The sequence below is a fragment of the Mesorhizobium sp. LHD-90 genome (genome assembly GCF_030929505.1).
Taxonomy (GTDB): Bacteria; Pseudomonadota; Alphaproteobacteria; order Rhizobiales; family Rhizobiaceae; genus Kumtagia.
The window spans coordinates 285,623-307,994 of the sequence record NZ_JAVFVV010000001.1 but is presented as its reverse complement, the minus strand read 5'-3'; the positions used below and the strand labels follow the sequence as shown (position 1 = coordinate 307,994).

22 protein-coding genes are annotated in these 22,372 nt (G+C 66.3%); 6 read left to right on the top strand and 16 right to left on the bottom strand.

Features of this window, described 5'->3' with window-relative positions; genetic code table 11:
- Positions 1-4: 4 nt before the first annotated feature.
- Positions 5-778, bottom strand: coding sequence for a ComF family protein (locus RB623_RS01470; RefSeq protein ID WP_308054965.1), 774 nt, complete (start codon positions 776-778; stop codon positions 5-7).
- Between the two features lie 70 nt (positions 779-848).
- On the opposite strand from RB623_RS01470, the gene RB623_RS01465 reads away from it, so the two are divergent.
- Positions 849-1,712, top strand: a complete 864-nt coding sequence (locus RB623_RS01465) for a methyltransferase domain-containing protein (protein WP_308054964.1) — start codon at positions 849-851, stop codon at positions 1,710-1,712.
- Between the two features lie 35 nt (positions 1,713-1,747).
- Here RB623_RS01465 and RB623_RS01460 read toward each other — a convergent pair whose 3' ends face one another.
- The 7 genes from RB623_RS01460 to RB623_RS01430 form a co-directional block, all read right to left on the bottom strand.
- On the bottom strand, positions 1,748-1,930 hold the full coding sequence (locus tag RB623_RS01460) for a Flp family type IVb pilin (protein WP_308054963.1): 183 nt from the start codon (positions 1,928-1,930) through the stop codon (positions 1,748-1,750).
- Between the two features lie 110 nt (positions 1,931-2,040).
- Positions 2,041-2,355: a hypothetical protein gene (locus RB623_RS01455; protein ID WP_308054961.1), complete on the bottom strand. Its 315-nt coding sequence runs from the start codon at positions 2,353-2,355 to the stop codon at positions 2,041-2,043.
- Between the two features lie 130 nt (positions 2,356-2,485).
- The gene (locus RB623_RS01450) at positions 2,486-2,902 is read right to left on the bottom strand and encodes a (deoxy)nucleoside triphosphate pyrophosphohydrolase (protein ID WP_308054960.1); all 417 of its coding nucleotides are present in this window, start codon (positions 2,900-2,902) and stop codon (positions 2,486-2,488) included.
- 1 nt (position 2,903) lies between these two features.
- Entirely contained in the window at positions 2,904-3,710 is an 807-nt protein-coding gene (locus RB623_RS01445; protein ID WP_308054959.1) for a GNAT family N-acetyltransferase, read from the bottom strand.
- Positions 3,691-4,932 (bottom strand): bifunctional glutamate N-acetyltransferase/amino-acid acetyltransferase ArgJ, encoded by a 1,242-nt coding sequence (gene argJ, locus RB623_RS01440; protein WP_308054958.1) that lies wholly within the window; start codon positions 4,930-4,932, stop codon positions 3,691-3,693. The genes RB623_RS01445 and argJ overlap by 20 nt, the downstream gene beginning before the upstream one ends.
- Positions 4,933-5,191: 259 nt before the next feature.
- Entirely contained in the window at positions 5,192-5,524 is a 333-nt protein-coding gene (locus RB623_RS01435; RefSeq protein WP_308054957.1) for a hypothetical protein, read from the bottom strand.
- 303 nt (positions 5,525-5,827) lie between these two features.
- Positions 5,828-6,733 (bottom strand): peptidylprolyl isomerase, encoded by a 906-nt coding sequence (locus tag RB623_RS01430; protein WP_308054955.1) that lies wholly within the window; start codon positions 6,731-6,733, stop codon positions 5,828-5,830.
- A gap of 233 nt (positions 6,734-6,966) precedes the next feature.
- Between RB623_RS01430 and secA the strand changes: the two genes are divergently transcribed.
- Entirely contained in the window at positions 6,967-9,708 is a 2,742-nt protein-coding gene (gene secA / locus RB623_RS01425; RefSeq protein ID WP_308054954.1) for a preprotein translocase subunit SecA, read from the top strand.
- Between the two features lie 584 nt (positions 9,709-10,292).
- On the opposite strand, the gene RB623_RS01420 is transcribed toward secA, so the two are convergent.
- The 7 genes from RB623_RS01420 to RB623_RS01390 all read right to left on the bottom strand — a co-directional run bounded on the left by RB623_RS01420 (position 10,293) and on the right by RB623_RS01390 (position 17,835).
- Positions 10,293-11,369, bottom strand: coding sequence for a helix-turn-helix transcriptional regulator (locus RB623_RS01420; RefSeq protein WP_308054953.1), 1,077 nt, complete (start codon positions 11,367-11,369; stop codon positions 10,293-10,295).
- Positions 11,362-12,492, bottom strand: coding sequence for a helix-turn-helix transcriptional regulator (locus RB623_RS01415; RefSeq protein WP_308054952.1), 1,131 nt, complete (start codon positions 12,490-12,492; stop codon positions 11,362-11,364). Before RB623_RS01415 ends, RB623_RS01420 begins: the two co-directional genes overlap by 8 nt.
- A 52-nt stretch (positions 12,493-12,544) precedes the next feature.
- Positions 12,545-13,642, bottom strand: a complete 1,098-nt coding sequence (locus RB623_RS01410) for a helix-turn-helix transcriptional regulator (protein ID WP_308054951.1) — start codon at positions 13,640-13,642, stop codon at positions 12,545-12,547.
- 179 nt (positions 13,643-13,821) lie between these two features.
- Positions 13,822-14,469 carry an Isoquinoline 1-oxidoreductase subunit gene (locus tag RB623_RS01405; RefSeq protein ID WP_308054950.1) on the bottom strand — a complete coding sequence of 216 codons (648 nt, stop codon included), beginning with the start codon at positions 14,467-14,469 and terminating at the stop codon, positions 13,822-13,824.
- Positions 14,470-14,473: 4 nt separating this feature from the next.
- Positions 14,474-16,636 (bottom strand): xanthine dehydrogenase family protein molybdopterin-binding subunit, encoded by a 2,163-nt coding sequence (locus tag RB623_RS01400; protein ID WP_308054949.1) that lies wholly within the window; start codon positions 16,634-16,636, stop codon positions 14,474-14,476.
- 3 nt (positions 16,637-16,639) lie between these two features.
- Positions 16,640-17,098, bottom strand: a complete 459-nt coding sequence (locus tag RB623_RS01395) for a 2Fe-2S iron-sulfur cluster-binding protein (protein ID WP_308054948.1) — start codon at positions 17,096-17,098, stop codon at positions 16,640-16,642.
- A gap of 113 nt (positions 17,099-17,211) precedes the next feature.
- Entirely contained in the window at positions 17,212-17,835 is a 624-nt protein-coding gene (locus RB623_RS01390; RefSeq protein WP_308054947.1) for a hypothetical protein, read from the bottom strand.
- A 215-nt stretch (positions 17,836-18,050) separates the two neighbouring features.
- On the opposite strand from RB623_RS01390, the gene RB623_RS01385 reads away from it, so the two are divergent.
- The 3 genes from RB623_RS01385 to RB623_RS01375 all read left to right on the top strand — a co-directional run bounded on the left by RB623_RS01385 (position 18,051) and on the right by RB623_RS01375 (position 21,381).
- On the top strand, positions 18,051-19,457 hold the full coding sequence (locus tag RB623_RS01385; protein ID WP_308054945.1) for a lipopolysaccharide biosynthesis protein: 1,407 nt from the start codon (positions 18,051-18,053) through the stop codon (positions 19,455-19,457).
- Positions 19,457-20,734 (top strand): GNAT family N-acetyltransferase, encoded by a 1,278-nt coding sequence (locus RB623_RS01380; protein ID WP_308054944.1) that lies wholly within the window; start codon positions 19,457-19,459, stop codon positions 20,732-20,734. The genes RB623_RS01385 and RB623_RS01380 overlap by 1 nt, the downstream gene beginning before the upstream one ends.
- Before the next feature lie 167 nt (positions 20,735-20,901).
- The gene (locus tag RB623_RS01375; RefSeq protein ID WP_308054943.1) at positions 20,902-21,381 is read left to right on the top strand and encodes a VOC family protein; all 480 of its coding nucleotides are present in this window, start codon (positions 20,902-20,904) and stop codon (positions 21,379-21,381) included.
- A gap of 36 nt (positions 21,382-21,417) precedes the next feature.
- On the opposite strand, the gene RB623_RS01370 is transcribed toward RB623_RS01375, so the two are convergent.
- Positions 21,418-21,948 carry a DUF6428 family protein gene (locus tag RB623_RS01370; RefSeq protein ID WP_308054942.1) on the bottom strand — a complete coding sequence of 177 codons (531 nt, stop codon included), beginning with the start codon at positions 21,946-21,948 and terminating at the stop codon, positions 21,418-21,420.
- A gap of 42 nt (positions 21,949-21,990) precedes the next feature.
- Between RB623_RS01370 and RB623_RS01365 the strand changes: the two genes are divergently transcribed.
- Entirely contained in the window at positions 21,991-22,344 is a 354-nt protein-coding gene (locus RB623_RS01365) for a metalloregulator ArsR/SmtB family transcription factor (RefSeq protein ID WP_308054941.1), read from the top strand.
- The last annotated feature ends 28 nt before the right edge of the window (positions 22,345-22,372 follow it).

Sequence of the window (22,372 nt, the reverse complement as noted above, 5' to 3'; positions counted from 1 at the left end):
TCGCTCACTCTTCCGGCAGGAAGTCCCCCGGCAGAACCCGCGCAAAGGTGAGCACGTCGACCGCGCAAGCGCCGCCTTTTCGCAGCACCCGCGTCACCGCCGCCACCGTGGCGCCGGTGGTGTACACGTCGTCGACAAGCAGTATTCGCCTGCCCCGTATCCTCTCCCGCGATCCGACCGGCACCGCAAAAGCGGCGCGCACATTTTCCTCGCGCTCCTTGTGGCCCAGCCCGACCTGCTGCCGCGTGACCTTGATGCGCACCACCGCCTCCGGCTCGAACGCTGTGCCGGTGGCGCGACCGATGGCGCGGGCGAGTTCCGCCGACTGGTTGAACCGCCGCCGGAAGAATCGCCCGCGATGCAGCGGCACCGGCACGATCAGGTCGGCGTCCGGGAGCAGCTCGAAGCCGGCGCGCACCATCCAACGCGCCATCCACGGTGCGAGGTCGGTACGGTCGTTGTATTTCAGCCGCTGCACCATCTGCCGCGCCACGCCCGAGTAGATGACCGCGGCCCGCGCCCGCGCGAAGGGGGGCGGATTGGCGATAGCTTCCGCCGACAGAAAATTCTCGCCCATATCCTGCGCAAACGGCGTTCCCATCACCGGGCACCAGGGTCGGTCGAGGAAGCGCAGTTTGGGCCAGCATCGGCCGCACAGTGAGCCGGGCTCGCCGACCTGGCGGCCGCAGCCGGCGCAAACCGGCGGAAACAGCACGCGCCCCGGCAGCGCCAGCGCCATCGTCGCGATGTCCTTGATCTGCGCTGCCCAATCCGTCATGGAAACCCGTCCCCGCCGGGACCATATCATAACCGCGCGAATGCCGCGCGCCTGTCGCAAGCCGGAAACCGTGCAAGCAATCTTCGACACCCACCTCTCGCTCCAGCACAAGCGCCGTGCGCTGGCCCGTCCGGTCGATGGCGCGGATTTTCTGATGCAGCGCCTCGCCGAGGATCTTTCCGACCGCCTGGCGACGGTCGAGCGCCGTTTCGCTGACGCCGCTGCGCTGTTCTGCGTCACGCCGCATGCCCGCGACGCGGTGAACGCGAGCGGCAAGGCCGGCGCGATCGCGCGTATCGAGGCAGATCCGGCCTTCCTGCAAGGATCGGACGGCAAGCTGACGGCGCCGGAGACGCTGCCCCTGCCACCCGAGAGCCTTGACCTCGCCGTGTCGCTTCTGTCGCTGCACGAGGTCAACGACGTGCCGGGCATGCTCGTTCAGATCCGACGCGCCCTGCGGCCGGACGGCCTGTTCCTCGGCGCGATGGCTGGCGGCGGCACGCTTGGCGAACTGCGCGAAAGCCTGCTCGCCGCCGAAAGCGAGATTTATGGAGGCGCCAGCCCGCGCGTCTTCCCGTTCGCCGACGTCCGCGATGTCGGCGCGCTGCTGCAGCGGGCGGGTTTCGCGCTGCCGGTCGCCGACGTCGAGACCATCACCGTGCGTTACCCGGACATGTTCGCGCTGATGCGTGACCTGCGCGCAATGGGGTCGACGAGCACGCTGGTTTCCCGCAGCCGCCGCCCTGCGACCAGGACGTTGTTCCTGCGCGCCGCCGAGATCTACGCGGAGCGGTTCTCCGATCCGGACGGAAAAATCAGGGCTACGTTCTCGATCGTCTGGATGTCGGGCTGGGCGCCGGCGCCGACGCAGCAGAAGCCGCTGAAACCGGGCTCGGCGAAAATTTCCCTGGCAGAGGCGCTGCGCGGCGGCTGACTTGCCCGTATGCCCGAAATGCGAAGCGCAAGATCTCAGTGAGTGCTAAGACCCTGCTGGATTTTGCCGTTGTTGTCGCCCCAGAGATATTCAAGCTGGTCGCCGAAACTGCCGACCCCACCGACGATCGCGAGGGCGACAAGCGCAATGATCAGCCCGTATTCGATGGCCGTCGCGCCACCTTCATCTTGCAGAAATCCGCGGATCATCTTGGTCATCGGCCTCATCCTCGGAGGCTAACCTAGCGGCAAGAGATTAAGGAAGGTTAACGCCGCAGCCTTAACGCTGCATGAAGTGCGAGCCTGAATTTACGGGGATCGGCGGCGGCTCAGCACTCGCCTTCGCGCGTTCCATTGTCGTGCAGGATGCAGATCGAGTTCGGCGTCGGCTGCAGCACGCTCTTGCGGATCGTATAGGTGCCCGCATTGCCGATCGAGCCGGTCGCGGTAAAGTCGATGCCCTGCACGTCGCCCCTCGCGACATGGCTGCTCAACCGGTTGCCGACTACCTGGGAGACGACCAGCGCAAGCGCCACCGCGGCGGAGCCGAACAAAAGCGCCACGCGAAGAGCGCCACCGCCCGCCGCCTCGAGCCGCGCGCGAGCGCGATGGATGTCGTCATATTCCGGGTCGTCGAAAGCCATGCCGCCCCTGCCGCCGTCGAATCGATCATTGTGGTGCCTGCCGTCCACCTATTCGTTCATATTCGAATAAACTTTTTCTTAATCGGCGCCATCGGGCCCGCACGGAGCCACGTATGCAGGCCGGGCGCCGCTACAGAAGATCGATCAGGAACGGGATCAGCGGCTCGTCGGCCGGCGGCATCGGGTACTCGCGCATCTGCTTTGGCCGCACCCATTTGAGGGTCTGCCCCTCCTTCGGGGTCGGGATGCCGGAAAAGCGCCGGCAGACGAACAGCGGCATCAGCAGGTGGAAGGCCTCGTAGGAATGGCTGGCGAAGGTCAGCGGAGCGAGACAGGCCGTCTGCGTCTCGACGCCGATCTCCTCTCGCAACTCGCGGATCAGCGTTTCCTCGGGCGTTTCGCCCGGCTCGACCTTGCCCCCGGGGAATTCCCACAACCCGGCCAGCGTCTTGCCCGGAGGACGCTGCGAAAGAAGGACGCGCCCGTCGGCGTCGATCAGCGCGCAGGCCGAAACCAGCAGGATGGGTTTTCCCGGGCTTGCGTCCACGTTACGGCCCCGCGTCCGGCGGCTGCCGGTAGTGGTAGCGGTAGAGTTCCTTGAAGCCGATGGTTTCGTAGAGTCCCAGCGCCGGCACGTTGCCTGCCTCCACCTGCAGCCACGCCGTGTGCGCGCCGCGCAGCCGCGCCCATTTCAGCGCCGACAGCACGATGCGCCGACCATGTCCGTTGCCGCGTTCCGACGGCGCCGTGGCGATCTCGAACAGGCCTGCGAGATCCCCATCATGCACGCAGACCGCCGTCGCCACCGGCCTGCCGTCCTGCTCGAGCACGAACAGCCCGGCCTCGGGCTGGATCGTCTCGATGACCCGCGCCAACCCCTGCCCCAGCGCCGCATCCTGGCCGCGCACGGCCACCGCCGCGCCGACGAAGCGGCCGACATCCTTCATCGGAATCTGGTCCATCGCTTCGTCCACCGCCGCCCCGCCGAGCGCCAGCCGCATCACCAGCGACTGGTCGAAAAGCGTCCAGCCGAGTTCGTCGAGATGCCTGGAGATAGCGGGCGCGCCGAGCGGCGACAGCCGCATGGTCAGCGGCCGGCCCGCCGCGCCGAACCGCCAGGCCGCGCGCTCCAGCCGCGCCTCGATGTCGGACGCGTCGCCCGGATCGAGCGGGTTGATCGAGTTCAGCCGCTTGGCCGGATGGTGCGGCGTCAGCCTGATCGCCCACGCGCCGTCATAATGCACCGAACCGGCCGGCCAGGCGCGGAACCCCGCCGCCTCGAAGCGGCGGACCGTCGTCAGTTCCGGCACTGGGACGATGCCCGCCACCTCGGTGTCAGCTTCTGTAGTCGCCATTGATCGCGACATATTCCTTGGTGAGGTCGCATGTCCAGACCGTCGCCTTGCCGCGTCCGAGCCCGATGTCGACGCGAATGGCGATCTCGTCACGCTTCATATAGGCGGACGTCTTCGTCTCCGAGTAGTTGGGATCGCGCTCGCCTTCGAAGGCGAGCCTGTTGTCACCGAACCAGATCGCCAGCCGGTCGCGGTCGGCGGGCTCGCCGGCCTTGCCGACGGCCATGACGACGCGGCCCCAATTGGCGTCCTCGCCGGCCACAGCCGTCTTGACCAGCGGCGAATTGGCGATCGACAGGGCGATGCGCTTGGCCGAGCGAGCCGATTTCGCGCCGGTCACCGTCACTTCCACCTGCTTGCGCGCGCCCTCGCCGTCGCGGACCACCTGCAGTGCGAGTTGCTTCAGCAGCCGGTTCAGCGCTCGCTTGAACTGCGCAAGCCGCGGATCGGCGACGTCGGCAATGCGCGGCGCGCCGCGCTTCTCCGCCGCTCCGGTGGCGAACAGCATCAGCGTGTCGCTGGTCGAGGTATCGCTGTCGACGGTGACGGCGTTGAAGGTTGGGCCGACGCCCTTCGACAGAAGCGCCTGCAGCACCGGGGCGTCGATCGGCGCATCCGTCGCCACGAAGGACAGCATCGTCGCCATGTCGGGCGCGATCATGCCGGCGCCCTTGGCGATGCCGTTGAGGGTGACCTCCGTCTCACCGATCTTCACCGTCGCGGTGGCGACCTTTGGAAACGTGTCGGTGGTCATGATCGCCTTGGCGGCATCGCTCCAGCGCTCGGGCTTGGCCTCCTTCGCCATGTTGGCCAAAAGATGCGAGAATCGGCCGGCGTCGAGCGGCTCGCCGATCACGCCGGTCGAGGCGAGGAACACCTCGCCGGCCGGGCAACCCGCTGCCTTGGCGGCCGCCTCGCCGGTCATGCGGGTCGTCTCGCGTCCCTTTTTTCCGGTGAAGGCGTTGGCGTTGCCGGAGTTGACCACCAGCATCCGCGCCTTGCCGCCGGCAAGATTGTGACGGCAGAAATCCACCGGGGCGGACGGGCATTTCGAGCGCGTGAACACGCCGGCCGCCGTCGTACCCTCGTCGAACACCATCGCCAGCAGGTCGGTGCGGTTCTTGTACTTTATCCCCGCCTCGGCCGTGGCGATACGCACGCCTTCGACAGCCGGCATCTTTGGGTATTTTTTCGGGGCGAGCGGAGAGACGGTGGCGGACATCGGGGCCTCGATGCGAAGCGCTTGCGGGATTGCGCTCCGTTTGCCTCACCCCGTGCCTTTGCGCAAGGGCGCTGGCCACCGCGCGAACATCATGCGCCCGAAACGCTGAAGGGACTCAGTCTGGGACGATCGTGGCATAGGCAGCTCGCGCAACCGCTTCTGCAAGATCCAAAAGAAACGCCGCGCATCAAAGGTGCGCGGCGCGGGTTGCCGAAATGATGGACCATGGCGCGGCGCTTTGCAGCCGCGCCATGCCGGATCAGTTGATCGCGGCTGGTTCCTGGATCACGACCTGGTCGGCCACGCAGCTTATTTCGACCATGACAGGCGGCATCCCTACTTCTCGGGGTGTGGACAATTTGACGGTCTGTCCGGACACAAGGACAGCTTCGAAGCGAACCGGGTCGCTGGAATCATTGCCGATCAAGGTGGCGACGACGTGATAACCTTCCGGCTCGACGGTGAAATAGGCAATCCCGGTCATCGTGCCGAGATCGATGCTGCTGGCGTGCATCGGCTTCAGTTCGCCGCCGGCTGCTTCGCCGCCGAAGGCAAGGACGGCCAGCGCCGCTGCCGCGATAAGCTTGGTCATTGCTCTCTCCTGGGTTCCGACCGCACGAACACACGCGTGGCACGATTGCCCCGCAGCGCCTCGGCAGCTTGCGTTGAGCAGGAGAAATCCGCCAAACATCCCGCTCCCCTGCGATGCAAGGGAAGCTAGCGGCACTCTGTTTCAGAAAGATGTTCCGATCGTGTGGCTTTGTTTCTGGAATTTGCCAGAAAAACCTCAAAACCGCTCGAAAAACCACAAGCAGTCCGTTTCCGGACAAGTTGTGTAACAAGGCCTTTCGCGCACCGCCTCCTTTTTCTGGGGCGGCGCGACCGCCGGGGCGACCTACTGCTCCGCCTTTTCCATCGCGTCGACGCCCTTCTTCAGTTCCGGATCGGCCACATCGACCTTGCCGGCCTCGCGCAGGCGCTTGACCAGCGCGAAGTACTTTTCGCGCAGGAGAAGCGAGCGGAACTGCTCCTTCACCTGGTCGAAGGCCGGCGGCTGCTTGGCACGCTTGTCCTCGACCTTGATGATATGCCAGCCGAACTGCGACTGTACCGGCTCCTTGGTGTAGGAGCCCGGCTCCAGCGCAAAGGCGGCCTTCTCGAATTCGGGCACCATCTGGCCGGGCCCGAACCAGCCGAGGTCGCCGCCCTGCGCGCCCGAACCAGGATCGCTCGATTTCTCCTTGGCGATGTCCTCGAACTTGGCGCCGCCGTCGAGCTGCTTGACGATCGCGTCCGCCTCTTCCTTGGTCTTCACCAGGATGTGACGGGCATGCACCTCGTTCACCGGCGGGGTGTTGGCGATCTCGGTGTCGTAGCGCTTGCGGATGTCCTCGTCGGTGATCGTGGCGGCGACTTCCTTCTCGATCACTTCGCCATGCAGCGCGCGCTGCTCGAGGAAGGCCATGCGGCGCTTGTATTCGTCCGACTGGTCGAAACCCTTGGCCTTCGCCTCGGCGGCGAGCAGGCGTATCTCGATTACCGCCGACAGCGCGGCGGCGCGCTTCTGCTCCTCCGGAAGCCGGGCAAACTGCTGGTCGAGATCCTGGATGGCCTGGCTGAGATCGGCCTCGGTGACCGGCTGTCCGTCCACGGTGGCGACGACCTTGTTGGGATCGGCAGGGGTCGCCTTGCCGGCATCGGCCGCGGCTTCCTGCGACAGCGCGGCGCCAGGTGCTGCGGCGAGAAGAACGGCCGCGAGCCCAAGGCTGGCGAGCTTGGCGCGACGGGAACGGAAATTCATAACAATATTCTCCGGTAGAATGCGTTCGCGGCGACAAGGGGAGAATCTGGCCGGATTCGCCGGCACTTCAAGCGTTGCCGCGGCGTTGACATCGAAAGTGCCCCCTCTTATCTGTCCTTCGTCTTGGCGTCCAGAACCATTTCCGGGCGCCTTCTTCCGTTGCGATACGCTTAGGCGAGGACTGCGGTCCGCCGGCGCAGGCGCCGGAATACCGTGTTTTGAAAGGACCATGGATGGTCAGTCTCGGCGGCCTCGCCCGTAAGATCTTCGGCTCCTCCAACGACCGTCGCGTCAAGGCGACGAGACCGCGGGTCGAAGCCATCAACGGGCTCGAGAATGAGATGCGGGCGCTGTCCGACGAGGCGCTGCGCGCCCGCACGGAACAGTTCAAGGCCGATCTAGCCAACGGTGCCAGTCTCGACGACATCCTGGTCCCCGCCTTCGCCACGGCGCGCGAAGCCTCGCGCCGCGTGCTCGGTATGCGCCCCTTCGACGTGCAGCTCGTCGGCGGCATGGTCCTGAACAATGGCGGCATCGCCGAGATGCGCACCGGCGAGGGCAAGACGCTGGTCGCCACATTGCCCGTCTATCTCAACGCGCTGGCCGGCAAGGGCGTCCACGTCGTCACCGTCAACGATTACCTGGCCAAGCGCGACTCCGAATGGATGGGCCGCGTCTACGGCTTCCTCGGCCTGACCACCGGCGTCATCGTCCACGGCCTTTCCGACGAGCAGCGCCGGGCGGCCTATGCCTGCGACGTCACCTACGCCACCAACAACGAACTCGGCTTCGACTATCTGCGCGACAACATGAAATACGAGCGCGCCCAGATGGTGCAGCGCGGCCACAACTACGCCATCGTCGACGAGGTCGACTCGATCCTGATCGACGAGGCGCGCACGCCGCTGATCATCTCAGGTCCGCTCGAGGATCGTTCCGAAATGTACAACGTCGTCGATGCGCTGATCGTGACACTCGCGCCGGAAGACTACGAGATCGACGAGAAGCAGCGCACCGCCATCTTCACCGAGGCCGGCACCGAGAAGGTAGAGGATCTGCTCAAGGAGCGCGGCCTGCTCAAGGGCGAGTCGCTCTACGACGTGGAAAACGTCGCCATGGTCCACCATGTCAACAATGCGCTGAAGGCCCACCGCCTGTTCAGCAAGGACAAGGACTACATCGTGCGCAACGGCGAGATCGTCATCATCGACGAGTTCACCGGCCGCATGATGCCTGGCCGCCGCTATTCGGAAGGGCTACACCAGGCGCTGGAAGCCAAGGAGCACGTCCAGATCCAGCCCGAGAACCAGACGCTGGCCTCCGTCACCTTCCAGAACTACTTCCGCATGTACAAGAAGCTGGCCGGCATGACCGGCACGGCAGCGACGGAAGCCGAGGAGTTCGGCAACATCTACGGGCTGGAAGTCACCGAGGTGCCTACCAACAAGCCGGTCATGCGTCTCGACGAGGACGACGAGGTCTACCGGACCGTCGAGGAGAAGTACAAGGCGATCATCCGAGACATCCGCGAGGCGTCCGACAAGGGCCAGCCGATACTGGTCGGCACCACGTCGATCGAAAAATCCGAGCAACTTGCAGAGCGGCTGCGTCAGGAAGGCATCAAGGACTTCCAGGTACTCAACGCCCGCTACCATGAGCAGGAGGCCGGCATCGTCGCCCAGGCCGGCCGGCCTGGCGCCATCACCATTGCCACCAACATGGCCGGCCGCGGCACCGACATCCAGCTCGGCGGCAATGCCGACATGCGCTGCGCCGAGGAACTTGCGGACGTCGAGCCCGGCCCCGGGCGCGAGGCGCGCGAGGCGGCGATCCGCGCCGATGTCGAGCGCCTGAAGGAAAAGGCGATCGCCGCCGGCGGCCTTTACGTGCTCGCCACCGAGCGCCACGAGAGCCGCCGCATCGACAACCAGTTGCGCGGCCGCTCCGGCCGCCAGGGCGACCCCGGCCGCTCGAAATTCTACCTGTCGCTCCAGGACGACCTGATGCGCATCTTCGGATCGGACAGGATGGACGGGATGCTGCAAAAACTCGGCCTCAAGGAAGACGAGGCGATCATCCACCCCTGGATCAACAAGGCGCTGGAAAAGGCGCAGAAGAAGGTCGAGGCGCGCAACTTCGATATCCGCAAGAACCTGCTGAAATACGACGACGTGCAGAACGACCAGCGCAAGGTGGTGTTCGAGCAGCGCATCGCGCTGATGGACGGCGACAACCTGTCCGAGACCGTCGCCGAGATGCGCCAGGACGTGATCGACGATCTCGTCGCCAAATGCATTCCCGAGACGGCCTATGCCGAGCAGTGGGACGTGAACGGCCTCAAGCAGGGCTGCCGCGAATCCCTCAACCTCGACCTGCCGGTCGAGGAGTGGGCCAAGGAGGAAGGCATCGACGAGGAGCAGATCCGCGAGCGCGTCACCTCTGCCGCCAACGCCGCCGCCGGCGAGCGCGCCGAGCGTTTCGGCCCCGAGGTCATGACCTATGTCGAGCGCTCCATCCTGCTGCAGACGCTCGACCATCTGTGGCGCGAGCATCTGGTCAATCTCGATCACCTGCGCTCGGTTGTCGGCTTCCGCGGCTACGCGCAGCGCGACCCGCTCAACGAATACAAGTCGGAAAGCTTCGAACTCTTCCAGTCGCTGCTCGGCAATCTGCGCCAGGCCGTCACCGCGCAACTGATGCGCGTGGAACTGGTGCGCGAGGCCGCCGACGCCCCGCCGCCCGAGGCGCCGCGGACGTTCGGCCAGCACATCGACGCCACCACCGGCGAAGACGACTTCAACGACGACAGCTTTGGCGACGCGGCGGTAATGACCCGCGTTTCGGTCGACCGCGTCGTGGCCCCAGAGGACCGCGATCCGGCAAAGCCCTCGACTTGGGGCAAGGTCGGCCGCAACGAGGCCTGCCCCTGCGGCTCCGGCAAGAAATTCAAGCATTGCCACGGCGCCTTCGCCTGAGGCGCTTTTGCAGGCAGGCCTACCGGCCGGCGCGTAGATGCTGACAAAATGAGGCCACCTTCCCTTTCGGGAAGATGGCCGGCGGGACAAAGGGCCTACGTCCCGCAAAAACGCATTTCCGCCGCGCGACCGAGGCCGCGACGCTGCCTTCAGCGCATCTCCTGGCTAGAGCCGATCCGATCGAAACATTCTGTCGAGGTGGGGAAAGGACAGGACCATGCCGCGTGGCGGTCAAGACCGACGCGCCCGATCGAACCGGACTGCGTCATCCAAAGATCCTCCTGCCGTTCCCACGCCCACCCGCGACGACAGAAGAACTTCGTTGTCTCCGGAAACGGCGCCCCCGCTAACCGTTCCCCGGGCGAGGACGACGATGCTGCCCCGCCCTGTGCCTGCGCACACATGACCCTGCCCTTTTTTCAAAGATCCGGGGCCCCCGCGCCGAATCCCGGCAGACTTCATCAGCCTGCCTCCCACAATTGAGGATATTCAAGCCTCGCGCGAAGGTCATATCCCATTTGGGCTAGACGGCCCTGTGGGCGGGCTTTCGGGATGGTCTGACCCGCAGGATGGTTATGGAACCCTTAGAGCGGCGGGATCAGTTGCGCCAGCAGCCGCGCCAGGTCGAGTTGGCGGGCACAGCCAGTCTTCTGCAGAACGCTCTTCACCTGGTTGCGCACGGTATCGACGCTCTTGCCGTCCGTCAGGGCGATCTGTTCGGCCGTCTGGCCCGCCGCGATTCGCGCAGCGATACCGGCTTCCGTCGCCGACAGGTCGAACAGCGCCTGCAGCAGCGAGGTCGCCTGCGTCGGCGCCGACGACGCCTGGGTCAGCACCAGGATGGCCGCTGCCCGGCCGAACAGGTCGTGCGCGGCGCGGCGGATCGGCACGGCATGCAGAACTGCCGGCGTGCCGCCCTCCGGGGCGAGCAGCGGCAGCGAGCGCACGCCCAGCCCGGTGGCGGTCGTGCCCAGCGCCTCCTGAAGCTGCCGGTCGGCGCGGCGATCGGCAAGCGCGACGCGGTCGCCGCCGCGCGTCGTCCACAATGGGCCGCCCGTTTCGAATTCCCGGTTTGCCACGAGCACCGCGCCGGCCTGGGTGACCGCGCAGGCGGCCAGGCCGATGCCGGAAAGCGTCTCGACGGCGGTACGCGCCCGCTCGAAGGAGAGCCGCGCCGAGATCAGCGCCGAGCGCGCCAGGTGCGGCCTCAGGCCGTCGAGCCGCCCGACCGCCGCGGCATCGAACGCGCCGCGTGCGGCGGCGCGCTCGACGTTGACGATGATGGCGGCGCCGTCCGGATAGTGGATGGCGGTCGCCACCCCGCTGCCATAGCCGCGCGGGATCAGGACCTCGGTGTAGAGCGGGTCGTTCCTGATCTCGTCCGCACCAAACACGTCGGCGTCGACGAGGAAGCCGGCATGCCTGGCGGCGAGCAGCCGCTGCGTTCTGTGGTTCGCCGCCCCCGAAAAATGCCTGAATATGTATTCCCAGGTTTCCTTGAAGTCCTCGGAAGTCGAGATGATGTGCGCCGAATTCGCCTGGATCGTCGAGAGCAAGGCGGCCTGCCCTTCGACGGCTTCCGTCATCTGCGCGATGACGCCGCTCCACAGCTCCGGCAGGACCGACGCTTCGTAGATGCGGTCCACCAGCGGCTCATGCACGGCCGGCCTCCTCGTCGAGCGAAGCCCCCGAGGCAGGCTTTGCCTGGGAAACGGGCGGGATCAGTTGTGTCAGCAGGCGCGCGAGATCCACCTGGCGACGGCAGCCGGTCTTCTGCAGAACGCTCTTCACCTGGTTGCGCACGGTATCGATGCTCTTGCGGTCGGCCAGCGCGATCTGCTCGGCCGTCCTGCCCGCCGAGATCCGCGCGGCTACGTCGGCCTCGGTCGAGGATAGATCGAACATCGCCTGCAGCAGCGAGGTGGCCGGCGTCGCGTCCGACGCCTTGGTCGACACCAGGATTGCGGCGGCCCGCGTGAACAGGTCGTGCGCGGCGCGGCGGATCGGCACGACATGCAGCACGGCCGGGATGCCGCCGATCGGCGCGGCCACCGGCAGCGAGCGCACGCCATGTTCGGCGCCGATCATGTCGAGCGCCTGGTAGAGTTGGCGATCGGCGCGGCGGTCGGTCAGCGCGACCCGGTTGCCGCCGCGGGTCGTCCACAGCGACCGCTCGCTCTCGAAGCCGGTGTTGGCCACGATCACCAGGCCCGCCTGGTCGACCGCGCAGGCGGCGAGCCCGATGCCCGACAGTGTTTCAACGGCCGTCCTCGCCCGCTCGAACTCCAGCCGTGCCGAGACGAGGCCGGAACGGGCGATGTGGGGCCGAAGGGAATTCAGCCGTTGCAGGAGCCCCGGCCGGAAAGGGCCGAGCCTGTGATCGCCCTCGGCGTGAAAAACGATCGTCTCGCCGCTCGGAACGTTGATGACCGTTGCCACGCCGCGACCAAACCCCTCGGGATACAGGTAGTCGGCAAACACCGGTTCGTCGCGCATTTCCTCCTGGGTGAATACGTCGAAGTCGGTGATGAATTCGCCGCGGCGCGCGGCGAGCAGCCGCCGCGTCCGCTCCTGGCCGCCCGGATAGTCGTAGAAGCCGCGCGTCAGCGCCTCCATGCGCGGCGAAGAACCGATCCATTTCAGGCTGGGTCCGCCCGTCGCCACGATCACCGCCTCGCGGCTGTCCGCGATCTCGGCGAAATCCCGCAGCACACCCGGCCACAATTCGGGCAAGACGGATGCCTCGTATATGCGGTCGACGACGCCCCCCGGTTCCTGGTTCACAGCGCCTCCAACGGCCATAGTGCCACTTCGCCCCGCATGCCGGTCCCTCTGCTCAACCGCGCGGCACCAACTGCGCCAGCAACCGTGCCAGTTCCACCTGGCGGCGGCAGCCGGTCTTCTGCAAAACGCTCTTCACCTGGTTGCGCACCGTGTCGATGCTCTTGCCGTCTGCCAGCGCGATATGTTCGGCCGTCCTTCCCGCCGATATCCGCGCCGCAATGTCGGCTTCCTTCGCCGACAGGTCGAACAGCGCCTGCAGCAGCGAGGTCGCCTGCGTCGGAGCGGCCGACGCCTTGGTCAGCACCAGTATGGCGGCGGAGCGTGCGAACAGGTCGTGCGCCAGCCTCCGGATCGGCACGATATGCAGCACGGCGGGCGCGCCGCCCGCGGCTGGGACCATCGGCAGGGAACGGACGCCCTCCCCCGTGGCGATCGTGCCGAGCGCTTCGTAGAGCTGCCGGTCGGCGCGGCGGTCGATGAGCGCGATCCGGTTGCCGCCGCGTGTCGTCCACAAGTCCGGTTCGGCCTCAAAGCCGCGGTTCGCCACCACCGCCATACCCGACTGGTCGACCGCGCAGGCCGCGAGCCCGATTCCGGACAGGGTTTCGACGGCAGTCCTCGCCCGCTCGAATGACAGCCGCGCCGAGACCAGCGCCGAGCGCGCCAGATGCGGGCGCAGGGAATCGAGCCGTCTTACGACGTCCTGCCCGATTGCGCCCGCCGCAAACCGGCCCTCGCAATGCACGGCGATGATGTCCCCGGTCGGCGGCATGATGCTGGTGCCGACGCCGAAGCCGTAGCCACGCGGGATCAGGAAATCCCGATACAGCGGCTCGGTGTCCATCTCCTCTTGCGTGAGGACGTCGTAGTCGGTGATGAACCCCACATGGGGCTTGGCCAGCAGCCTCGCCGTTCGGATGTTGTTTGCGAACCGGTCGAAATGCGCCCTGACGATCTCTTCCGCCTCCGGCGACGAGACGGCCCAGCGGGCCTCGCCGTCGCGCGCCGCCACGACGGTTGCCCAGGCCGTGCCGGAAAGTTGCGTGAGCCCCCTAAGAACGCCCGGCCACAGCTCCGGAACCACCGACGCCTCATAGATGCGGTCCGCCAGCCCCTCCTGCGGCGCTCCACCTGGAGTTTTCGCCGTCACACACCCTCCCAGACTCCCCCAGTCGCAGAATATCAGAAAGCGCGGGAAGTCAAAGGGCGTTGCAACCCTGGAAATCTGTAGGGAAAATGCCGCCCGAAGAGCGGGACAAAGGCGTTTTCGGCGGTTCGACGCCGAAAACGCCGTCAAATCGGTGGGTGGACCGGCGCTTCCGGCGGAATTCAAGCCTTCGGGCAGGCCGCGCCGTCCGCCGCCCAGCGCCGCATCAGTTCGCCGAACACCTCCTGTGTACCCGGAACGGACTCACGGCCGGCGCCGGGGTCCCAGCCCCAGCCGACGAGGTCGTCATGCGCCATGTGCTCGACGATCTCGTCCAGTGTCTTGCCACCGTTGCGGGCCGGGTCCTTGATCTGCTCGCAGATCTGGCCGAGCGACCTGCCCTCCCACGCCATCTCGATCGGCGCCAGGTGCCAGGCGGGATTACCCGGAATGCTCTTGATCGTCTCGGCCTGGGCGACGACGTCGACATTGGCTGGCCCGTGGCAGGTACCGCACATCATGCCCGGCATACCGATGTCCGCCTCGCCGCGCGCCACCGGCGGCTGGTGCGGATGCATGCCCATGCCTTGCAGCGGCTTGTCTCCGGCCGGATGGCAGTTGACGCAGCGCGGATGCTGGATGACCTTTCCGGCTTCCTCGAACAGCGCCACCGCGCGCGCCGTCTTGTCAGTGATCTGCTCGAAGTCGCTGGCCGGCTTCAGCGTGGCGGCGGTGTGGTCCTGCGCAGCCGACACGCCAGCGGCCAGCCCGGCCGCCGCCGCCACGGCGGCCGATAGCCCGGCGATGAAGAGAAGTCTGGATACGCTCATGGCCTCACGACACTCCGCCCGGGACGATCGGCAACCTTCGCACCGGCGTGCCCGTCAGCCGCCGCCACGCATTGGCGGTTGCCGGCCCGATCGGCGGCACGCCCGGCTCGCCGACGCCGGTCGGCTTTTCCGTCGACGCGATCACCGCCACCTCGACATGCGGCATCTCGTTGATACGGATCGAGCGGTAGTCGTGGAAATTGGACTGCACGATCTTGCCGCCCTCCCCGAGCGTCACCTCGTCGAACAGCACGGCGCCAAGCCCGTAACCGACGCCGCCCTCCATCTGGGCCGCAATCACATTGGGATTGATCGGCTGGCCGCAATCCACCGCGCACCACACCTTGTGCACGCGCGGGAAGCCGCCCTCGTCGCGCGACACCTCGACGATCTGCGACACATAAGTCCCGAAGCTCTTGACCACGGCGACACCACGCTCGCGGCCAACCGGCACCGCCGAGCCCCAGTCCGCCATCTCGGCCACCCTCTTCAGCGTGCCGGTGTGGCGCGGCTCGTTGGTGAGCATCGCCAGCCGCCCTTCCACCGGATCCTTGCCCACTTTCTGCAGCAGCTCGTCGACGAAGGTCTCGACGGCAAAGCCGGTATGGGTGTGGCCGACCGAACGCCACCACAGCGGCGGGATGGTCAGCGCCACATTGTGCGAGATCACCCGGAGATTGCCGATGGCGTAGGGAAGCGTATGCGCGCCTTCGACGGAACTGTCGTCGAGTTCGGTCGAGGCCTTGCCCATGATCGACTGGCCGACAATCGTCTGGTCCCAGGCGACCACCTTGCCGTCCGCGTCGATCGCGCCCTTCATCCGATGCAGATACATAGGCCTGTAGAAGCCGCCGCGAATGTCGTCCTCGCGCGTCCACATGTGCTTCAGTGGCCGCTTGCCCCCGCTCGCCTTGTAAACCTCTGCCGCCTCTTGCATGTAGGGCGAGCCGAACTGCGCACGCCGGCCAAAACTGCCGCCGGCGAGCTGGGTGTTGAGACGTACCTTGGACGCATCGAGACCCAGGACCTGCGCCGCCGCCATATGATCGCCGCCGGGGAACTGCGCGCCGGTGTAGACGTCGAGCACGCCGTCGTCGCCCATCACAAAGGCGGCATCCAGCGGCTCCATCGGCGCGTGCGCCAGGAAGGGGAAGACGATCTCGGCTTCCAGGCTCTGCACGCCCGGCTCGGAAAAGGCCTTGCCGACGTCGCCCTTGTTGACGGCATCGATGCCCTTCTCCGCCACCATCTTTGCGAAATCCGCCTCCAGTTCGCTGCTGGAGCGCGTCTCGGCCTTCGACAGGTCCCACTCGACGGTCAGCGCCGCGCGGCCCTTCAGCGCCGCGAACGTGTTGTCGGCATAGACCGCCACACCCTGCGGCACCTGCTTCACGTCGACCACGCCCTGGACCTTGCGTGCCTCGCCGTCGTCGAAGGATTTCACCGTCGCGCCGAAATGGTCGGCATGCGCGACCACCGCGAACAGCATATCGTCGGCCAGCACGTCGAGCGTATAGATCGCCTTGCCGTTCGATTTCTCGGCCGTATCGAGCTTGGGCAGATCCTTGCCGATCAGCACGAAATCCTTGGGATCCTTGAGTTTCGGATCGGTCGGCGGCGTCTGCTGCGCCGCCTTGTCGGCCAGCGCGCCGAAGCCGCTCTCCTTGCCGCTTGCCGCATGTCTTATTCGGCCCTTCTCGACCGTGATCTCGGCTGCCGGCACGCCCCATTCCTCGGCTGCCGCCGCCACCAGCATGGCGCGCGCGGTGGCTCCAGCCGTCCGGTATTGCTCGTAGGAATTGGCGATGGCCGTCGACCCGCCTGTCCCTTGCATCCCGAACATCAGGTTGGCGTAGACCTTGTCGTCGGCCGGCGAATGCACCGCACGCATCTGGTTCCAGTCGGCGTCGAGCTCTTCCGCGACCAGCGTCGCCAGGCCGGTGAACGGCCCCTGCCCGAATTCGATATGTTTCGACAGGATCGTCACCGTGTCGTCGGTGCCGACCTTCACGAAAGCGTTCATCTGCGGCAGGCCGGAGCCTCCGCCGGCCGGCACGCCCTGCGCCACGCTAGCGGCAAAAGCCTTCGGCGCAACCGCGATGCCGATGACGAGGCCGGCTCCCTGCAGGAAGCCGCGGCGGGTGGTGGTGATCATCTGGAAGGTCATGGCTCAGCCCTCCATCATGCCGGCGGCGTCCTTGATTGCCTGCCGGACGCGTTGATAGGTGGCGCAGCGGCAGATGTTGCCGGCCATCGCCCCGTCAATGTCCTCGTCGCTGGGTTTGGGCGTCAGTTGCAGCAGCGCCACCGCCGACATGATCTGCCCTGACTGGCAGTAGCCGCATTGCGGCACGTCCAGCGCCAGCCATGCCTTGTGCACGGCGTCGGCTTCCGCACCGGATATGCCTTCGACGGTGACAACGTCCGATCCTTCGACCATCGAGATGGGTGTGATGCAGGATCGCCTTGGCGAACCGTCGAGATGCACTGTGCAGGCGCCGCACTGGGCGACCCCGCATCCGTATTTGGTGCCGGTGAGTTTTTCGAAATCCCGGATGACCCACAGCAGCGGCGTATCGGGATCGCCGTCGAAGGTCTTCTCAGTTCCGTTGAGAGTGAAGCTGACCATGTCCGAGCCTCCGTATCTGCGTAGCGCTCGCTGCAATTAGATGGTCCAGCGACCCGGAGCGTCAATGCACGATCCTGTCAATTTGTGCGCAATCGGGACGCGCGCGTGGGGTCTCACCTTATCCTGTGCAGCCGGATCGGACTGGTTTTCGACCGCGCGACGATGCCTTTCGCTTCGAGGTCGAGTTGGACCGCCTTCGCCCACCAGCCGGATGTGGCCCCGCCCGGAAACAGATCCTGCGGCAAATGCGCGACCACCCGCTGGCCGACTTCCGCCACCGTCAGCCCTGGTTTTTCGGCCGGCAGAACGGTCAGGTAGGCGTTCCGCATCGCCTCGTATTTCGCCGCGTCGGCCGGCTGCGTCGAGCCCGGATGGTTGATGTTTTCGAGCATGACCTTTTTCATCGTCTCCTCCTGTCGAGCCGGACGGCCGCCTGCCGCCTCCCGTTCAAGGACGCGGCGCCGCCTGTCGCTCCGACTCGGCCCGGCCGGTTTCCCCGAGCCCGGAGGGCCGGCCTCGCGTTCCGCCAGGTCGATCAGGTTCCTGAGCGCCGCCACGCCGAGCCGGTTCATGTGTTTTCGCCCGAGCGCGACATCGATGCGCATGGCGAGCATTTCGGCGTCCGCGCCCTTCAGCTCGATGAGCCGCTCCACGCTGATCTCTTCCAGGAAGGCGATCATCTTCGGCCCGATCGAATGGGCCCTCAGCATCTTTTCGCGTTCCTCGCGACCGATCATCCTGTCATGTTCCTCCGCACCGCCGAACTCCAGCCCCCGGCAAGAAAACCGGGCCGGCCTGCACGCCGCTTCTTGCCGGCGTCGAGGCGCGGCCTACATCGGTGGCCGGGCCTCGCGGCACGGCAAAGTTGTCCCCTCCGCGGCGCTTCCATACGGTCTCTTAACGGGTGAAAGTATAGACCGTGCCGACTGGCGGAATACGGAGACAGTATCGGGTGCGCTTTTCCGCGGCAACGACGGCCGAGAGGCTTCTGCCCGAGCGCCTCGCGCTTAGGCTGCGCCCGCTCGTCGACCGCATTGACGCCGTGCTCTTCGATCCAGGGGCGCGCGGCATCGCCGGCCGCATGTCGCTGATCGCCTTCGCCGTCCGCATTTTCAGCGCCGTCATCGCCTTCGTCAGCCAGGTGCTGCTCGCCCGCTGGATGGGCAGTTTCGAATACGGCATCTTCGTGCTGGTGTGGACTACCATGATCATCGCCGGCAGCATTTCCGGCCTGGGTTTCCACACCACCGTCATCCGCTTCATCCCCGAATTCCGCGAAAAGGGCATGATGGCCGAGCTGCGCGGCATCCTGATCGCCAGCCGGCTGTTCGTGCTGTTCGCCTCCTCGGCCATCGCGCTCGCCGCCATGGGCACGCTGTGGCTGCTGTCCGACCATGTCGAGCCCTATTACGTCGCGCCCTTCATGCTCGGCATGTTCTGCTTGCCGATGGTAGCGCTGTCGGACCTCCTGCAGGGCATGGCCCGCGCCCATTCCTGGGCGATCGCCGCGCTCGCCCCGACCTACTTGACCCGGCCGGTCCTGATATTGGTCTTCATGGTCGCGGCGATCGCGCTGGGCTATCCGGCAAACGCCAATGTCGCGGTCTGCGCCACGATTCTCGCCACCTACGCCACCACGGTCGCCCAGCTCGTCAGCATCACCGCCAATGTCGACCGCAAGCTGCCGCCGGGTCCGCGCAAGATCCACCTGAAGTCCTGGCTGGCCGTGTCGCTGCCGATCTTCCTGGTGGAGAGTTTCTTCTACCTGCTCACCAATGCCGACGTGCTTATGGTCGGGGTCTACATGCAGCCCGACGACGTCGCCGTCTACTTCGCCACGGTAAAGACGCTGGCGCTGGTGCATTTCGTCTATTTCGCCGTGAAGGCAGGCGTCGCCCAGCGCTACGCCCAGTTCACCCATGGCGACCGGCAAAAGCTCGCCGATTTCGCCCGCGAGACAGTCGCCTGGACGTTCTGGCCCTCCGTGCTCATGGCCGTGGTCGTGCTCCTGCTGGGAGAGCCCATGCTGGCCCTGTTCGGTCCGGGCTTCGGCACCGGCTATCCGCTGCTGTTCCTGCTGGTCGTCGGCGTGGTCGCCCGCGCAGCGGTCGGCCCTTGCGAAAGCCTGCTCACCATGAGCGGCCACCAGAACATCTGCGCCGTCGTCTTCGCCGCCACGCTGGTCTTCAATGTCGGCATGAGCATGCTGCTCATCCCGGCCTTCGGCCTGTGGGGCGCGGCCATCGCCACCGCCGCATCGATGATCTTCGAGGCCACCGCCCTTTCTTACACCGCCTGGCGCAAGCTGGGCATCAGGATGGCGATCTTCATGCCGCCGCTTGCCACGGAGACACGCTGATGGTTGCCAAGCCGATCGTGGAGGAAATCAGCGGCGGTCCCGCCGGCACGATGATTTCCGGCTTTGCCGGTCTCGACACCCCGCCGAGCCCGCCGGCCCACGAGGAATCGATCGAGACCCGCCGCACCGTTCGGCGTCTCAGCATCTATCCCGCCTCAGCCGGCTTCGACCTGGTCGAGGAGCTCGACTTCCTGTGCAAGCGAACGGTCGAGCCGAACGTCTTCTTCAACCCGCGCTTCCTGGCTCCGGCCATGCCGCGGCTGGAGGACCGTGAGGTCCGGCTGGCAGTCATCCGCGACGGCGACGAGGACCGCTCGCGGCTGCGCCTGCTCGTCCCCTATTCCGTCGAGAAGCCGCCGATGGGCGTGCCGATCATCCGCAGTTGGTCGAGCCCGTTCGGCCCGATCGGCACGCCGCTGCTCGACCGCGACGACCCAGCCGGCGTGGTCGGCGATTTCTTCGACATGCTGTCGCGGCCGCACCTGAAGCTCCCGAAGGTCCTGGTGCTGCCGGAAATGCGCCTCGAAGGCCCGGTCGCCGCCATCCTGAAATCGGTGGCCGACGCGCGCGGCCTGCCGATCGAGACCACCTCGCCGCAACTCAGGCCCTTCCTCGAAAGCGAACTCGGCGGCGATGCCTACCTGAAGGCCTCGCTGCGTTCCCACCACTATCGCGAGTTCCGCCGCATGAAGCGCAGGCTCGCCGAAAAGGGTCCGATCGAGTATATCGTCGCCCGCGCCGAGAGCCAGGTGCGTAACGGCCTGGAAGCCTTTCTCACGCTGGAGGCCTCGGGCTGGAAGGGCCGCCAGCGCACCGCCATGGCGATCGACCGTTTCCGCGCCGCCTTCGCCCGCGAGGCGGTGCATCGCCTGGCCGAGCATGACATGGCGCGTGTCCACCTGCTGACACTGAACGGCGAGCCGATCGCCGCCCTGATCGTCTTCGTCGAGGCCGGCATGGCCTATACGTGGAAGACCGCCTACGACGAGACCTATTCGGCCTTCTCGCCCGGCACGCTGCTGATGATCGAGGTGACCAGGAAACACCTCGAGGATCCCAACATCGACGCCACCGATTCCTGCGCCGTGCCGGACCATCCGGTGATGAGCCGGCTGTGGACCGAGCGCCGCCAGATGGGCACGGTGGTCATCGGCATGACGCCGAATTCCGACCGCCTCGTGCGCCAGGCCGCCTCGCAACTCCACCTCTACCGCGAGACCCGCAACATGGCTCGCATCCTGCGCAAACGGGTGAAGACCTTGCTCGGACGGGAGTGACGGGCCGACGCTTGCGCAATAGGCCACTCCGATATCGCTGCAACCGATCCGGCCGGCGGAACGTCCGGCGGCACGAGCGCATTCTATGCTAGCGTGCACCGCCGGACCCGACAGTTACTCGCCGCGAGCGCGGGCCAGAACCGGCTTCGAAAGCGAGAGGACGAGTTATGGAAATCGCCAAGAACACAATCTGCGTATGGTACGACAAGGACGCCGAGGCTGCCGCCCGCTTCTATGCCGAGGTCTTTCCGGACAGCGCCGTGCATGCCGTCCACCGCGCTCCCGGCGACTACCCGTCCGGCAAGCAGGGCGACGTGCTGACCGTCTATTTCACGGTCGCCGGCATCCCCTGCCTCGGCCTCAATGGCGGGCCCGTCTTCAAGCAGACCGAGGCCTTCTCGTTCCAGATCGCCACCGATGACCAGGAGGAGACCGACCGCTACTGGAACGCCATCGTCGGCAATGGCGGCCAGGAGAGCGTCTGCGGCTGGTGCAAGGACAAATGGGGCGTCTCCTGGCAGATCACGCCGCGCGCGTTGACCGAGGCGATGGCCGTCGGCGGCGACGAAGCCAAACGCGCCTTCGCAGCGATGATGGACATGAAGAAGATCGACGTCGCCGCGATCGAGGCGGCCCGGCGCGGCTGACCGTTCCAAGGCGGCCAAACTCGGCCGCTCGGCCGACTAGCTACAGCAAGGCTGCACCTTGCCCGAAGCGCCGCAGCACGAAGCCTTCTGCTCCTCGAGCCAGCGATCGCGGGGCTTGCAACTCGCCGGCCGCGGCGACAGTTCGACATGCACTTCTCCGCCGACGATCTCAGGCAACCCGGCGCGGTGAAGCTGCATCGGCCGCACGCCGTCGCTGACCTCGAACGTCAGTTTGGCGGCCGGGTCGAGCGCAACATGTTCCGTGACCTTGCGAACGATCGCAGAGAACTTGCCAGCCGGCATATGGGTCCGATCTTCGTTCACGTCCCATAGCTGCACGAAAATCTCGGTCCAGGATTCCGGGTTCGCTCCGCAATCGAGCGCCGCGAACTGTCCGGCTTTCACCTCCGTCACATGATAGCCGGGCTGCACCGGGCGGCCGTCGTAGAAGAACACAAGCGGCTTCTCCTTGTGTGCCGCCAGGAAGCCGAGCAGGCCGCCTATCGTGACGTCGGCCGGGTCCGGGACGGCGGCGGCTTCAAATTCGGTATTGTCAGGTGCGAGCATGTGCTGTAGTCCTCATTTCAACGTTTCAAGGATTATTGAAATATGGATGAACGTCAAGCCCTCATGGCTTTCGGCGCGCTGTCCCAGGAAACCCGGCTCAAGCTGCTGCGGCTTCTCGTTGTCGCCGGACCGGATGGCATCGCCGCCGGCGCATTGGCCGAACAGGTCGAGGTATCGCCGTCGAATGTCAGCTTTCACCTGAAGGAGTTGGAGCGCGCCGGGCTGGTGGCGACACGCCGGGATTCGCGCTCGATCGTATACAGCGCCGAATATGGCGCGCTCTCCGGTTTGATCCGCTTTATGATGGAGGATTGCTGCTCCGGCAGGCCGGAAATCTGCGTCCCGGCCGTCAATTCGTCCTGCTGCGTTCCCGATGCCAAAGGCGCCGTCCAATGATGGCCGAGCCGATCGTCGGAGACGCACC

Coding starts and splice junctions, on each gene's coding strand:
- RB623_RS01470 (WP_308054965.1), bottom strand. CDS start 778: ATGACGGATTGGGCAGCGCAGATCAAGGACATCGCGACGATGGCGCTG.
- RB623_RS01460 (WP_308054963.1), bottom strand. CDS start 1,930: ATGACCAAGATGATCCGCGGATTTCTGCAAGATGAAGGTGGCGCGACG.
- RB623_RS01455 (WP_308054961.1), bottom strand. CDS start 2,355: ATGGCTTTCGACGACCCGGAATATGACGACATCCATCGCGCTCGCGCG.
- RB623_RS01445 (WP_308054959.1), bottom strand. CDS start 3,710: ATGGCGACTACAGAAGCTGACACCGAGGTGGCGGGCATCGTCCCAGTG.
- argJ (WP_308054958.1), bottom strand. CDS start 4,932: ATGTCCGCCACCGTCTCTCCGCTCGCCCCGAAAAAATACCCAAAGATG.
- RB623_RS01435 (WP_308054957.1), bottom strand. CDS start 5,524: ATGACCAAGCTTATCGCGGCAGCGGCGCTGGCCGTCCTTGCCTTCGGC.
- RB623_RS01430 (WP_308054955.1), bottom strand. CDS start 6,733: ATGAATTTCCGTTCCCGTCGCGCCAAGCTCGCCAGCCTTGGGCTCGCG.
- secA (WP_308054954.1), top strand. CDS start 6,967: ATGGTCAGTCTCGGCGGCCTCGCCCGTAAGATCTTCGGCTCCTCCAAC.
- RB623_RS01405 (WP_308054950.1), bottom strand. CDS start 14,469: ATGAGCGTATCCAGACTTCTCTTCATCGCCGGGCTATCGGCCGCCGTG.
- RB623_RS01400 (WP_308054949.1), bottom strand. CDS start 16,636: ATGACCTTCCAGATGATCACCACCACCCGCCGCGGCTTCCTGCAGGGA.
- RB623_RS01395 (WP_308054948.1), bottom strand. CDS start 17,098: ATGGTCAGCTTCACTCTCAACGGAACTGAGAAGACCTTCGACGGCGAT.
- RB623_RS01390 (WP_308054947.1), bottom strand. CDS start 17,835: ATGATCGGTCGCGAGGAACGCGAAAAGATGCTGAGGGCCCATTCGATC.
- RB623_RS01380 (WP_308054944.1), top strand. CDS start 19,457: ATGGTTGCCAAGCCGATCGTGGAGGAAATCAGCGGCGGTCCCGCCGGC.
- RB623_RS01375 (WP_308054943.1), top strand. CDS start 20,902: ATGGAAATCGCCAAGAACACAATCTGCGTATGGTACGACAAGGACGCC.
- RB623_RS01370 (WP_308054942.1), bottom strand. CDS start 21,948: ATGCTCGCACCTGACAATACCGAATTTGAAGCCGCCGCCGTCCCGGAC.
- RB623_RS01365 (WP_308054941.1), top strand. CDS start 21,991: ATGGATGAACGTCAAGCCCTCATGGCTTTCGGCGCGCTGTCCCAGGAA.